Source organism: Azospirillum sp. UENF 112521 (genome assembly GCF_058780665.1).
Window position 1 is genome coordinate 2,302,470 of the sequence record NZ_JBSNCI010000002.1, and the last position, 12,898, is coordinate 2,315,367.

Consider the following 12,898-nt stretch of genomic DNA (forward strand, 5'->3'; position numbering starts at 1 on the left):
CAATCGGGGCATGATCTCGGTCGGTCCCTGTTCTTTTTTTGAAAAACGCCGGCAAAAGAGCGGCAAAAACGCGTCCGGCGGGTTCCTTCGGCCAGCCACCGAAGCACAGCCTGCGAGGCGGGAACAACAGACGCGTCATAGGGTTCAAGCCGCGAGGCGGATGGTCCGCGCAAAGCCTCCCGACGCGTTCTCAACGAGGGTTCCAGCCGTGCCAGACGCCTCCCAGGATGCCGCCCATCACTTCGGACCCTATGATCCCGATATGTCCCCGGTGCTCCATCCCGGCCGGACCTGCTGGCGGACCGAGCGGGCCGGGCGGGTGGCGGTGCTGGTCGACGGCGCCGATTACTTCGTTGCCGCCCGCGCTGCCATGGAGCAGGCGAAGCGGTCGATCCTGCTGGTCGGCTGGGACATCGACCCGCGCATGCGCCTGGATCCCGAAAGCCAAGAGACGCTGGGCCGCTTTCTCGCCCGGCTGATGCGGTTGCGGCCCGGGCTGCATGTCCGGGCGCTGAAATGGGACATGCCCTTTCCCATCGCGCTCGACCATCCGCACGAGCCGCTGGAGCGGCTGGACCGCAGCACCGGCCGCCGGCTGAACGCCCGGCTCGACGGGGAGCTGCCGGTCGGCGCCGCCCAGCACCAGAAGCTGCTGGTGATCGACGATGCCCTGGCCTTCTGCGGCGGGATAGATTTCTCCTTCGACCGCTGGGACACGTCGGAGCATCTTGATGACGACCCGCGCCGCCGCTGCCCGAACGGCGAGCCCTATGGCCCGCGCCACGACGTGATGATGATGGTCGACGGCGATGCCGCCCGTGCCCTGTCCGAACTGGCGCGGGAGCGCTGGCGTTGCGCCACCGGCGAGGTGCTGGAGCCCTGCCCGCCGCCCGACACCGACCGGGCCGATCAGGATCCCTGGCCGGACTGTCCCCTGCCCGACTGCGCCAGCCCGATCCTGACGGACGCGCGGATCGGCATCTCCCGCACCGTGCCGGAAATCGACGGGCGGCCGGCGATTCGCGAGAGCGAGGCGCTGACCTTCGCCGCCATCGCTGCGGCAGAACGCACCATCTATCTGGAGAACCAGTATTTCGCCTCCGCCCGCGTCGCCGAGGCGCTGGCCCGCCGGCTGGCCGAGCCCGACGGGCCGGAGGTGGTGCTGGTGGTGTCGATGGAAAGCCCGAGCTGGTTCGACCGCATGGCGATGGACACACCGCGCTCGGTGGCCTTGCGCTGCCTGCGCGAAGCCGACCGCTACGGCCGGCTGCGTGCCCTGACCCCGGTGACGAAGGGCGGCGGGCCGGTGATCGTCCATTCCAAGGTGGTGGCGGTGGACGGCCGACTGCTGCGCATCGGCTCGTCCAACCTGAACAACCGGTCGATGGGCTATGACAGCGAGTGCGACCTGACCATCGAGGCGCCGCGGGAGGACGGGCCGGAGCGGACCTGCGCGGAAGCCGCGATCATCGGCGTGCGCAACCGCCTGCTGGCCGAGCATATGGGCATCGACCGGACCCGGCTGGAGGCGGAGCTCCAGGTGACCGGCAGCGTCGTCGCCGCCATCGACCGACTCTGCCCGCAGTCCGGCCGCCGGCTGGCCGAACTGCCCGCCAGCGATCCCAGCCTGACCGAACAGGCCTTCGCCGTCCTGCGCATCGCCGATCCCGACGACCCGAACGAGGCCTGGGCGCCGTGGAAGCGCCTGCCGCCGCCGCGCTCCGCCCTGCGCGCCGCCGCCGCCGCTCTGTTGACGGTCGGGCTGGCCGCCGGGGTCTGGGGTGTGATCCGCAACGGACGCGAAAAAGCCCGCCCCGCGCGCGACTGACCGTCACGCAAGGGGCGGGCCCAATTTCCGAAATCCCCTCTCCCACCGTGTGAGAGGGGATTTCCATGTCGGGACTTATCGCGTCTCCGCGACGCGGCCGTCGTCGGAGATGACGATCTCGACGCGGCGGTTCTGCTGGCGGCCGGCATCGGTGTTGTTGGCAGCCACCGGCTGCGCCTCGCCCATGCCCTGGGTGACGATGCGCGCCGGAGAGACGCCGCGCATGGTCAGGGCGTCGCGGACGGAGTTGGCGCGGGCTTCCGACAGGCGCAGGTTGGTGGTGTCGCTGCCGGTGCTGTCGGTGTGGCCCTCGATCCGGATGGTGCGGCCGGGCTGGGATTGCAGGAACTGGGCGAGCCGGTCGATGCGCTCATAGGCGCCGGGGGTCAGCTCCGCCCGGCCGGTGGCGAACAGGATGTCGCCCAGCGTCATGACCAGACCACGTTCGGTCCGCTGCGCCTGGAGGTCGCGCAGCTGCTGCTCCAACTCGGTGTTGCGAGCCTGGAGGCGGTAGGTGTCGGCGTTGGCGACCACGGTCTGGGCGCCCTTCACCCCGGCCGTCTCCTGGGCGATCTGCACCCGGCGGCTGACGATGTAGGCCTGGTGATCGACCTCGGCGGCGTCGGCGCCCTGGTCGCGCATCGCCTCGGCACGGCGCAGGGCCGTCTCGGCGTCGCGCAGCTGCAATGGGGCGTTGCCCGCGACCTGCGGGTTGGCGGCGGCAAGGCTGTAATCCTGCCGCGCCTGGGTCAGGGCGGCGCTGTCGGTCGGCTGGGTGGCGCAACCGGCCAGCCCGAGGCCGAGACCCGCGAGGACAAGAATGCTGCGGGAAGCGAACGCGGTCATTGACGCACCTCCGGATAGCTGTAACCCCAGCTGTTGCCGCCGCCGGTTCCGACGCCTGAACCGCCCACCGAGCCGCCAACCGTGCCGAGCGAACCGGCAGGTGCCGGCGGAACCGCGGACGGAGCCGGATAGCTGGAGCCGCTCATCCCGGAACCGCCATAGCCGGCCCCGCCGGACGGCGTGCCGCCCAGCGTCGAGCCGCTGTAGACCGGCGCCACGTTCGGCGCGGCGGCCGACCGCGGGCTGTTGGGGATCGCGGACTTGGCCACTGCGGTGGCCGCCTGCTGAGTCACCGCGCGCTGCGAGGTCACCGTCGCCAGCTCGGCATCGACGCGGGCCTCCTCGGCGAGGCGGCGGGCGCGGGTGCGCTCGTCGGCGCGCATGGCCTTGTCGGCAGAGGCCAGCTTGTCGCGGGCGCTCTGCAACGCCACCGGGGCATATTGCAGGGCGTTGGCGCGCTCGGCCTCCTGCACCGCCTGGGACGCGGCGCCGAGCTGGGCGGTGGGCGGCGGCACGTCGGAGGCGCAGGCGGCCATGCCGAGCGCCGCCGACAACACGGCGGCGGCTCGCCACCGGTTCGTCATTGCGGATTTGCGGGTCATCTGGTCGGTTCCTTTCGGATCGGGCTTCACGCCGGAAACCGGGGGCGGGCCAAGGTCGCGTCCCCTCAAAGTCATGTCCTTTCGGCCATGGCCTTTCGGGATGTCTCGCGCCTCAAACGCGCCAGCACGGGTGAAGGTTCCGCACCGGTTCAGCCGCCGCTGCGCGAAATCCCGTCACGGTCGGCCCGGCGGTTGTCGCGCCGGTGGCGGACCAGCCGCAGCACATAGGCGGCCAGCAGGACGATGAACAGCACCAGCGCGCCCGGCACCATCCAGTCGGCGATCCAGGGAAAGCCGACACGCACCAGATAGCCGGTGCCGGCCAGCACCAGCGACCACAGCACCGCCCCGGCGGCGGCATAGAGCAGGAACACCGCCATCGGCAGCCCGCAGGCCCCGGCGGGAACCGAGATCAGCGTGCGCAGCCCCGGCAGCGGCTGGCACAGCAGAACGGCGACGCCGCCGCGACGGGCGAACCATTCGGTGGCGCGGTGGACCTGCTCGGGCTTCACGGTCAGCCAATGACCATGGCGGCGGAGGAAGGCTTCAAACCGCTCTCGCCCCATCCAATGGGCCGGCAGGTACCACACCAGTTCCCCCACCGCCGACCCCGCCCCGGCGGCCAGCGCCACCAGCAGCAGGTTGAACTCCCCCGTCGCGGCCCCCATGCCGGCCAGCGGGATCACCGTCTCCGCCGGCACCGGCGGCAGCACGCGGGCCAGGACCAGCATCAGGAAGATGCCGAGATAGCCGAACTGCTGCACGATCTGGATGATCCACTCGGTCATTGGGTCCACAGAGGTCGGGGAGAAGAAGGCCGTCTCCAGTGAACCGTGCGGACCTTGCCGGCGTTCCCCGTTTTTCCATCCCCCTTGACCACAATCTCGACCCCAATCTTGACCCCAATCAAGGCAGAGGCCGTTCGTGCACGGTTCAGTGTCTCCATCATGACCGCATCCCTTGCCCTCGCCGCCGCCCTGCTGTTCCTCAGCCATGCCCTGCCGTCCTGGCCGGGAGTGCGGCCCGCCCTGATCGCCCGGCTCGGCCGCGGCGGCTTCGTGACGATCCATTCCGTCGGCTCGCTGCTGACGCTGACCCTGTTCGTGTGGGCCTACCGCGCCGCCGACGGCGGGGAGGTGCTGTTCACGCCCTTCGACTGGGCCGCCCCGCTGGTGGCGGTGGCGATGCCCATCGTCTTCCTGCTGCTGGTCGCCCGCGTCACCACCCGCTTCGGCAGCCAGGGCGCGCCCAACCCGCCCCGCGGTATCTACCGCCTGACCCGCGCGCCGGGCAGCCTGGCGCTGCTGCTGTGGGCATGCGCGCACCTGAACGCCACCGGCGATGGACGCCGCGTGCTGCTGTTCGGCACCATGGCGGCCATCGCCCTGTTCGCGCTGGTGAAGAACGAGATCGTGCTGCGCCGCAGCCCCGCCGGACGCGCCTGCCGGAGCGAAACCTCGCTGCTGCCGCTGACGGGGCCGCAGGGATGGCGCGGGGCGCTGCGCGGACTGGCGGAGATGGGACCGGCAAGACTGATCGGCGGACTTGCCGCTTATGGTGGGATGCTGATGCTGCATCCCCTGCTCTTCGGGGTGGATCCACTCTACTGGGTAGGTTGAGCGGGACGGCTGACCGGTGCATCTGTTGAGGACGGGACAGGAGTACCGCCTCCCTCGCCCAGCCCGACCTCCGCCCCGGTACCCCTTGCCATCGCTCCCCCCGCCATTGCTTCAGGAAGCCTCCGCATGAAAATCCGCGAGATCATGACCCGCGACGTGCAGACGGTACGGCCCGACGACAGCATCCGCCGGGCCGCGCAATTGATGGACCAATTGAATGTCGGCATCCTGCCCGTCTGCGACGGACGGGATCTGATCGGCGTGGTGACCGACCGCGACATCACCATCCGGGCGATCTCCGCCGGAAAGCCGCCGGACCGCACCAGGGTGTCGGAGGTGATGACCGCCAATCCGCGCTATTGCTACGAGGACGATCCGGTCGGCAGCGTGACCGAGCTGATGGCCGGCCAGCAGAATCCGGCGGGTGCCGGTGGTGGACCGCAACGACCGCCTGACCGGCATCGTCTCGCTGGGCGACCTTGCCACCGACGCCAAGAACGACCGCGCGGTCCAGGACACGCTGGAGCGGATTTCCTCCCCCTCCGAGCCGGACCGCAGCTGATCGGAACAACTGATCCGGGCCGGTTCGACCGGCTCCCCTCGACAACAGGAACCAACCATCATGGAAGACACATCGGGTGCGGACGACCCACGGGTCCGTGAACGGGCCTATCGGCTTTGGGAAGAGGAAGGGCGGCCCGACGACCGCCATCTCGACCATTGGGCGCAGGCCGCCCGCGAGATCGGGGAGGAGGACCGCCGCAATGCCGGCGGCCCCCGCGTCAACAGCCCGGACGCCGGGCTGGCCGTTCCCGATGACGCCGCCGCCCGCAACCAGCGGGAAGCGGCGGCGCATCTGGGCCAGTCCTCGGTTCCGTCGGACAGTTGATCACCGGATGGAGGCGGTCACTCGATCTTGAGGCTGACCGCTTCCATCCCCTTTTCGCCCTGGCGGACGGTCATGCGCACGCGCTGCCCGTCATCCAGACCGCGCAGGCCGGCGCTCTCCAGCGCACGGGCCGGAATGAAGACGTCGCGCCCGCCGTCGTCGGGCTGCGCGAAGCCATAACCCTTACCGCCGTTGAACCACTTCACCGTGGCGCCCATTTCGCTGGTCGGACCGCTGGCCTGCTGCGGCCGGCGGGGGCCACCACGATCCTGGAAGCCACGGTCCTGGCCCCGGTCCTGGAAGCCACGGTCGGAGCCCCGATCCTGGAAACCGCGATCCTGGTTACGGCTCTGGAAGCCGCCACGATCACCACCACGGTCGCCGAAGCCCCGGTCGCGCGGACCGCCGGCATCGCGGCGCGCACCGAAGCCGCGATCTCCGCCCCGATCCCCACCCCGGTCACCGAAGCCCCGATCCCCGCGGTCCCCGAAGCTGCGCTCGCGCCCTTGCGGACGGGCCGGCGTGGCGGTGGAGAGGTCGACGGAATGCAGGACGCTGACCTGCTGGCCCTTGCGGTCCTCGACGAGGTCGACGACCACGGTGGCGCCGTCCGGCAAGGTGGTGTGGCCGGCGGGCACGACGAGCGAGGCCGGCAGCAGGGCGTCCTTGCCGCTGTCGCCGACCTTGACGAAGCCGTAGCCACGTTCGGGGTTGAACCATTTCACGGTGGCCGTCACCTGGGTGGCGACGACGTTGGGCTGGCGATAGACGTGGCTGCGGGGCGGCTGATTGTGCATGGGAAACCCGAACTCCGGCAAACAGAAGCGGCGCCCTTGCCGGTCCATCTCATGGACCGGTGGACGCCAACCCCTGACACATCGCCCGTCCGCGCGCTCTTGGCAAGTCGGGACCGCTCCGAATAAGCCGGACAGGCCGTTAAATCACACCCGTGGGCCCCGGTGGACCGGTCTCAGCCCATCAGGCGGTCCATCAGGCGGTCCGGCGCCGGCGGCGGCTCGCGAGGCGGAACCGGGATCGGGCCCGGCGGCTCGCCCAGCGGCGGACGCGCCGGATCGCCCGGCACCGGCATCGAGTCATCCGGCACCGACGGTTCGCGCGGCGGCGCGGGCGGATAGGGTCCAAGCTCAAAGATCATGCGCGGTTCCTCAAAGTCATTGATTAAGGCAATCGACGTCGTCAGCCGCCATGACCGCCGGGGGCGGTCCGCGACAGGCGCCGGGCATCGTTCAGGCTGGTCATGCAGCGGGTCTCGTCGCCGTCGCGGGCGGCGCTGCGGGCGGCGGTGACCAGCGATTCCACCTGGGCGTTCCGCGCCGCCTGCCCCATCGGCCCGTCGCCACTGCCGGAGCCGCCGGGACCGCTGTCCGGTGCCGTCCGCGATTTGGCCTGCGGGCCGGGTTGCGGGCTGATGGACGGAGCGGTCGGCATGTTGCTGCCGATGGCCGGCGGCTCGACCACCGACCGGTCGCCGACGGCGGGGGGCGCCACCATGCCGCCGGATTGGGCAAGCCGGTCGCTGCCGCTGCCGGACCCCGGTTCGTCGCGCGGTGTGGAGCCCGACAGGCCGGGCGCACCGTTGCCGGGGACGGCGACCGGCGGCGGTTCGGTCGACAGGCCGAGATCGGCGGCGAACTGATCCACCATCGCGCCGCAACTCGCCTGGGCCGCGGCACCCGTCTGGGCCGCAGCTCCCTGGGCGGCGAGGAGCCCGGCCGCCATGACGAGGGCGACGGGGCCGAACCTTGTGAAATTTGTCCGCATCGGTCGCGTGCTCCTCGGGTTGGCGCCTCGGGTTGGCCTCTCGAATTGGCCATGTCCATCCATGCCCATGGCGATCCCGCTCAGGGGCGTGTTCCGATGGAATCAACGGTCGTGGGCGGGGCACGGTTCCGGCGGACCGGTCGAAGATCTGCCCGGCCATGCATCTTGCTCATTTCGCAGGCAGTGGGCGTCGGCTGTAGAGTGCCTGTCCCCCTCCTCAACCAACGGTCCGCATTTCCATCATGATCGCCAACATGGCCGCGCTGGGCGCGGCGCTGTGCTGGGCCGCGGGCGGCCTGATCGCCATCGGCCCGGTGCGGGTGCTCGGCTCCATCGCCTTCAACCGCGTGCGCCTGACCATCGTCGCCGCGGCCCTGTTGGTCGCCACCACCCTGCTGGGCGGCTGGCAGACGCTGGACACCGGGGCCGCGCTGACGCTGGCATTGTCGGGGTTGCTGGGGATCGTGGTGGGGGACATGGCGCTGTTCTGGTCGCTCAGCCGGCTGGGGCCGCGCCGCAATGTGGTGATCTATGCCGCCAACGCGCCGCTGACCGCCCTGCTCGCCTATGCCCTGCTGGGGGAGGCGCTGGGGCCGTGGACCGTTCTGGGCGTGGCGCTGGTCACGCTGGGGGTAATGCTGGCAGTGGCCCTGCGCTCCGGCTCCACCCACAGCTGGGAGGCGATCCAGGGCAATTTGCTGGCCGGAGTGTCGGTCTGCCTGCTGGCGGCGGTCGGTCAGGCCGCCGGCTCGATCATCGCCAAGCCGGTGATGGCGGCGGGCGCCGATCCGATTGCGTCGGCCGCGGTGCGGGTCACCACGGCGGCCCTGATGTTCACGGCCATCGGCGTCCTGTCGACGGTTCGCGCTGGGGTTCGCGAGGGGGCTCGCGGCAGTGCGGCGGTGGCAGGCGCCGGTGGGCTCGGCGGGCTGCTGGTCCCCCGCGGGTTGACGCCCAAGCTGATGCTGCAGATCGCCGGCAACGGACTGCTCGGCGTCGGGCTGGGGATGACGCTGCTGCTGGTCGGGCTTGCCCACGGCAATGCCGGGGTGGTCGCCACCCTGTCGGCGCTCAGCCCGGTCCTGATCCTGCCGATGATGTGGCTGCTGACCGGCCAGCGCCCGTCGCTGGGCGCCTGGGCCGGCGCCGCGGTTGCGGTGGCCGGTGTCGCCCTGATCGTCAACAGATAGATGGGCGGCTCAGCGGGCCGTCTCCACCGCCACGCCCAGGGTGGGCAGCGCCGCCTGGAGTGCGGAGGAGGCGCGGTTGACGGCATCGCGCAATTCAAGCTTCAGCACCGGCTCATCCGGCCATTGCTGCTCGCAGGCATGCTGAAGCTTGCGGGCGGTGCGCGACAATTCCAGGAGGCCGACATTGCCGGCCAGCGACACCATGGCATGGGCATCGGCCGCGGCGGCCTTCGACGAGTCCGCCTCGCTGATGCGGTCGGCGCGCAGGGCCAGTTCGGCCAAGGTGCCGGCGATGAAGCGGGGCAGCACATCCGCGCCCAGCGTTTCGGCCAGCGTGTCCAGCGTGGCGCGGTTCAGCACCGGCGCGCTGTCCGACACCGTCGCCACCCCGGCCAGCACCGTCGCCTCTTCCACGGCATCCTCCTCCGGCAGGGCCCCATCCGCCTCGGCGTCGAGCCAGCGGTCGACCGCGGACAGCAGCGTGTCGCGCTCGATCGGCTTGGTCACATGATCGTTCATGCCGACATCCAGGCAAAGCTGGAGCTGATCGGTCAGCGCGTTGGCGGTCAGCGCAATGATGGGCACGGCGCCGCGCCGCCCGCCAAGCTGACGGATCGCCGCAGTCGCCTGCAAGCCGTCCATCCGCGGCATCTGCATGTCCATCAGGACAAGGTCGAACGTGCCCCGGCGCATCGCCTCCACCGCCAGGATGCCGTCCTCCGCCACCTCGACCGTATGGCCGGCCTTGCAGAGGATGGAGGAGGTGACGATCTGGTTCATCGGCACGTCTTCGGCCAGCAGGATGCGGGCGCTGCGGGTCGGTGCTGCGTCCTTGCGCTCGACGGCGGGCAGCCCTGGCGCGGTGGCGACCGGCAGCGGCAGCTCGAACCAGAAGGTGCTGCCCACCCCCGGACTGCTCTGCACGCCGATATGCCCGCCCATCAGCTCCGACAGCTGCTTGGAGATGATGAGGCCGAGCCCGGTGCCGCCATAGCGCCGGGTGGTGGAACGGTCGCCCTGGCTGAAGCGCTGGAACAGGTTGCCCTGATCGGCAGCCGGGATGCCGGGGCCGGTGTCGCTGACCGAGAGCCGCACATGCGCCGCCGGAACGGCCTCTCCCTCGCCGGTCCCCTGCCCCGACAGCAGCCCGGCCGACACCAGCACCGAGCCGCGTTCGGTGAATTTCACCGCATTGCCGACGAGGTTCAGCAGGATCTGGCGGATGCGCGCCTCGTCGCCGCGGACATAGCGCGGAACGGTGCCGCCCAGCGACAGCTGCAGCAGCAGCCCCTTCTGCGAGGCGGCGTTGCTCATCAGGTCGCGGCAGTCGCGCAGCAGCCGGTGCAGGTCGAAGGCGCGCTCGTCCAACTCCAGCTTGCCGGCCTCGATCTTCGAATAATCCAGGATGTCGCCGATGATCGCCAGCAGCCCGCGCCCGGCCTCGCGCTGGAGCGACACATACTGGCGCTGTTCCGCCGTCAGCTCGGTGCCCAGCAGCAGGTCGGCAAAGCCGATGACGCCGTTCAGCGGCGTGCGGATCTCATGGCTCATCGACGCCAGGAATTCCGACTTCACGCGGTTGGCCGCCTCCGCCTCGGCGCGGGCGGCGGATAGCTCCTCCTCGTAGCGCTTGCGCTCGGTCACGTCACGGACCACGCCGACCACCACGAAGCGGCCGTCGGACCCCACCGTCGGGCGCATGCTGGACTCGACCCACAGGTAGTGGCCGTCGCGGTGGCGCAGCCGGTGGGTGAAGGTGACGGGGGGCGACCCCGGCTGCAACCCGGCAAAGGCCAGCGCCGCGCTCTCCAGATCGTCCGGGTGCAGCAGGTTGGCCGGAGCGGAGCCGACGATCTCCGCCGGGTCGTGGCCCAGAATGTCGCGCACCGACGGCGACAGGTAGCGCACCGCCCCGTCGGCCTTCATCTCCAGGATCATGTCGGTGGCGTTGTCGGCCAGCAGGCGGTACCGCGCCTCGCTCTCGCCCAGCCGCCGTTCGGCGTCGTGGTGGCGCTGCTCGCGCAGCAGCAGGCCGCCCAGGAACAGGGTGCCGAGCGGGATGATGGCCAGCAGCGCCGGCGCCGTGCGCTGCCCCACCTGCAAGGCAAGCTCCCAGCTGGGCAGCAGCAGCAGGGTCGATGTCGACACCAGCGTCAGCAGCAGCCCGAAGCCCAGCAGCGAGCCGACGCCCATCGCCATCCCGCGCCGCTTCGACCACATCGCGAAGCCGATGCCGGTCAGGAAGGACAGCAGCGCATTGGCGACGCCGGCCTCCATCCCCACCCCGCCCAGATAGATGCGGTACCCCGCGACCGTCACCGCGGTGATGGCGGAGGAGAGCGGACCGCCGAACAGCGCGCTCAGCCCGACCAGCGGAGCCCGCGCGTCGATGAAGATGCCCGGTCCGATATGGATGGGGTGGACCATCGAGAAGATGGCGGTCAGCGCCATCACCGCGCCGAAGACGATCTGGCGGGTGTAGATGCTCCAGCCGCCGGACCGGCGGATCAGAAACGTGTAGGCAAGAACGACGAAGGCGCTCGCCGCGATGTTCTCGGCAAGGTCGTACGCCATCGAAGAGAAGTTGCCCAACATCGCCCGGCCGCCGTCCCCACCCGATTTCCCGTTACCTCTATACCACGGAAGGATGTCACGAAACCGCTAACACCAACGGAAGACGTGTGATCTGGCGGGGACAAAGGTCGGGCTTGCGATGCCGGCAGGGTGCGGCGTCTCAGGCCTCCGCGTCGGGCTGGCGGTCCGGAAGGGCGGCGGCGAAGGCCGGCAGGGCGCGGCAGGCCGCGTCGATGCGCAGCAGCGTGGGGTAGCCGTCCAGCGGGCAGTCCAGGCGGCGGGCGTTCGCCATCTGCGGCACCAGCAGGATGTCGGCCAGACCGGGCTCGTCGCCGTGGCAGAAGCGGCCGGTGCGCGGATCGCCGGCCAGCTGCGCCTCCAGCGCCGTCAGGCCGATGGCGATCCAGTGCCGGTACCAGCCGTCGACCTCCTCCTGGCTGTGGCCCATGGTCTTCAGGTGGTTCAGCACCCGAAGATTGTTCAGCGGATGAAGGTCGCAGGCCACCGCCAGGGCGAGCGCCCGCACCCGCGCCCGGCCCAGCGGGTCGGCCGGCAGCAGCGCCGGGGCGGGATGCGTCTCGTCCAGATATTCGATGATGGCGAGCGACTGGGTCAGCACATGATGGCCGTCCGGCCCGTCGACCTCCAGCGCCGGCACCAGATGTTCCGGGTTGAGGTCGGAATAGGGCGGCTTGGCCTGCTCGCCCTTGCGCAGATGGACGAAGGCCTGGTCCGGCGTCAGCCCCTTCAGGTTCAGGGCGATGCGCACGCGGTAGGCGGCGGAGGAGCGGAAATAGGTGTGGAGTTTCAAGGGGGGGGTGTCCGTTGAAGTGTCACGGCGGTGATCGGATACGGGACCCTATCACAGCCCCAGATAGGCCTGCCGCACCCGCTCGTTGCTCAGCAGGGCGGCACCGCTGTCGCTCAGCACGATCTCGCCGGTCTCGATCACATAGCCGCGGTCGGCGATGGCGAGGGCCGCATGGGCGTTCTGCTCGACCAGCAGGATGGTGGTGCCCTCGCGCTTCAGCCGCTGCACGGCATCGAAGATCTCCGCGACCAGCAGCGGCGCCAGCCCCATGCTGGGTTCGTCGAGCAGCAGCAGGCGCGGCTTCGCCATCAGGGCGCGGCCAAGGGCGACGATCTGCTGCTGGCCGCCCGACAGGGTGCCGGCGGGCTGGTCGCGCTTGATCTTCAGCACCGGGAACATCTCGTAGAGCCGGTCGATATCGTCGTCCGGCTTGCCGCTGCCCCGGCGGTAGGCGCCGAGGCGGAGATTGTCCTCCACGCTCTGCGGGCCGAACAGCTGCCGGCCCTCCGGCACCTGCACCACCCCTTCGGCGACGCGGCGCGACGCCTTCATCCGGGTGATGTCGCAGCCGTCGAAGGTGATGCGGCCGCTGCTGGCGGGATGGACGCCCGACAGGGTGCGCAGCAGCGTCGTCTTGCCGGCCCCGTTGGCGCCGACCAGCGCCACCAGTTCGCCCTCCCGCACCGTCAGGCTGGCCGATTTCAGCGCATGGATGCGGCCGTAATGGCTGTTGAGGCCCTCGATCTCCAGAAGCATG

The 12,898-nt window shown here is 70.5% G+C and carries 14 protein-coding genes and 1 pseudogene; 6 read left to right on the forward strand and 9 right to left on the reverse strand.

Going from position 1 to position 12,898, the window contains the following annotated elements:
* Positions 1–262 precede the first annotated feature (262 nt).
* Entirely contained in the window at positions 263–1,828 is a 1,566-nt protein-coding gene (locus tag ACWPN8_RS13230) for a phospholipase D-like domain-containing protein (protein WP_492241060.1), read from the forward strand.
* Between the two features lie 75 nt (positions 1,829–1,903).
* Here ACWPN8_RS13230 and ACWPN8_RS13235 read toward each other — a convergent pair whose 3' ends face one another.
* From ACWPN8_RS13235 to ACWPN8_RS13245, 3 genes are all read right to left on the reverse strand, one after another.
* Positions 1,904–2,674 carry an OmpA family protein gene (locus ACWPN8_RS13235; RefSeq protein ID WP_109445480.1) on the reverse strand — a complete coding sequence of 257 codons (771 nt, stop codon included), beginning with the start codon at positions 2,672–2,674 and terminating at the stop codon, positions 1,904–1,906.
* Positions 2,671–3,276: a DUF4398 domain-containing protein gene (locus tag ACWPN8_RS13240; protein ID WP_109445479.1), complete on the reverse strand. Its 606-nt coding sequence runs from the start codon at positions 3,274–3,276 to the stop codon at positions 2,671–2,673. Before ACWPN8_RS13240 ends, ACWPN8_RS13235 begins: the two co-directional genes overlap by 4 nt.
* A 149-nt stretch (positions 3,277–3,425) precedes the next feature.
* Positions 3,426–4,064 (reverse strand): DedA family protein, encoded by a 639-nt coding sequence (locus ACWPN8_RS13245; RefSeq protein ID WP_109445478.1) that lies wholly within the window; start codon positions 4,062–4,064, stop codon positions 3,426–3,428.
* Between the two features lie 159 nt (positions 4,065–4,223).
* Between ACWPN8_RS13245 and ACWPN8_RS13250 the strand changes: the two genes are divergently transcribed.
* The 4 genes and pseudogenes from ACWPN8_RS13250 (at position 4,224) to ACWPN8_RS13265 (ending at position 5,784) form a co-directional block, all read left to right on the forward strand.
* On the forward strand, positions 4,224–4,895 hold the full coding sequence (locus tag ACWPN8_RS13250) for an NnrU family protein (protein WP_492241061.1): 672 nt from the start codon (positions 4,224–4,226) through the stop codon (positions 4,893–4,895).
* A 144-nt stretch (positions 4,896–5,039) separates the two neighbouring features.
* A pseudogene (locus ACWPN8_RS13255) lies at positions 5,040–5,120 on the forward strand (CBS domain-containing protein); the annotation flags it as partial.
* Between the two features lie 208 nt (positions 5,121–5,328).
* Entirely contained in the window at positions 5,329–5,457 is a 129-nt protein-coding gene (locus ACWPN8_RS13260) for a hypothetical protein (RefSeq protein ID WP_492241062.1), read from the forward strand.
* A gap of 60 nt (positions 5,458–5,517) precedes the next feature.
* The gene (locus ACWPN8_RS13265; RefSeq protein ID WP_492241063.1) at positions 5,518–5,784 is read left to right on the forward strand and encodes a DUF2934 domain-containing protein; all 267 of its coding nucleotides are present in this window, start codon (positions 5,518–5,520) and stop codon (positions 5,782–5,784) included.
* 17 nt (positions 5,785–5,801) lie between these two features.
* Here ACWPN8_RS13265 and ACWPN8_RS13270 read toward each other — a convergent pair whose 3' ends face one another.
* From ACWPN8_RS13270 to ACWPN8_RS13280, 3 genes are all read right to left on the reverse strand, one after another.
* Entirely contained in the window at positions 5,802–6,581 is a 780-nt protein-coding gene (locus ACWPN8_RS13270) for a cold-shock protein (RefSeq protein WP_452026619.1), read from the reverse strand.
* A 173-nt stretch (positions 6,582–6,754) separates the two neighbouring features.
* A complete protein-coding gene (locus ACWPN8_RS13275; RefSeq protein WP_109445473.1) occupies positions 6,755–6,940 on the reverse strand; it encodes a hypothetical protein in 186 nt (61 codons plus the stop codon).
* Between the two features lie 41 nt (positions 6,941–6,981).
* Complete coding sequence (locus ACWPN8_RS13280; protein WP_492241064.1) at positions 6,982–7,566, reverse strand: hypothetical protein; 585 nt, start codon at positions 7,564–7,566, stop codon at positions 6,982–6,984.
* 242 nt (positions 7,567–7,808) lie between these two features.
* On the opposite strand from ACWPN8_RS13280, the gene ACWPN8_RS13285 reads away from it, so the two are divergent.
* On the forward strand, positions 7,809–8,756 hold the full coding sequence (locus ACWPN8_RS13285; protein WP_492241065.1) for a DMT family transporter: 948 nt from the start codon (positions 7,809–7,811) through the stop codon (positions 8,754–8,756).
* 9 nt (positions 8,757–8,765) lie between these two features.
* Here the strand turns inward: ACWPN8_RS13285 and ACWPN8_RS13290 are convergent, their stop codons facing one another.
* The 3 genes from ACWPN8_RS13290 to ACWPN8_RS13300 all read right to left on the reverse strand — a co-directional run bounded on the left by ACWPN8_RS13290 (position 8,766) and on the right by ACWPN8_RS13300 (position 12,897).
* Positions 8,766–11,330 (reverse strand): ATP-binding protein, encoded by a 2,565-nt coding sequence (locus ACWPN8_RS13290; protein WP_492241066.1) that lies wholly within the window; start codon positions 11,328–11,330, stop codon positions 8,766–8,768.
* Between the two features lie 160 nt (positions 11,331–11,490).
* Positions 11,491–12,141 carry a maleylacetoacetate isomerase gene (maiA, locus tag ACWPN8_RS13295; RefSeq protein WP_109445470.1) on the reverse strand — a complete coding sequence of 217 codons (651 nt, stop codon included), beginning with the start codon at positions 12,139–12,141 and terminating at the stop codon, positions 11,491–11,493.
* A gap of 51 nt (positions 12,142–12,192) precedes the next feature.
* On the reverse strand, positions 12,193–12,897 hold the full coding sequence (locus ACWPN8_RS13300; protein ID WP_109445469.1) for an ABC transporter ATP-binding protein: 705 nt from the start codon (positions 12,895–12,897) through the stop codon (positions 12,193–12,195).
* Between the last annotated feature and the right edge of the window lies 1 nt (position 12,898).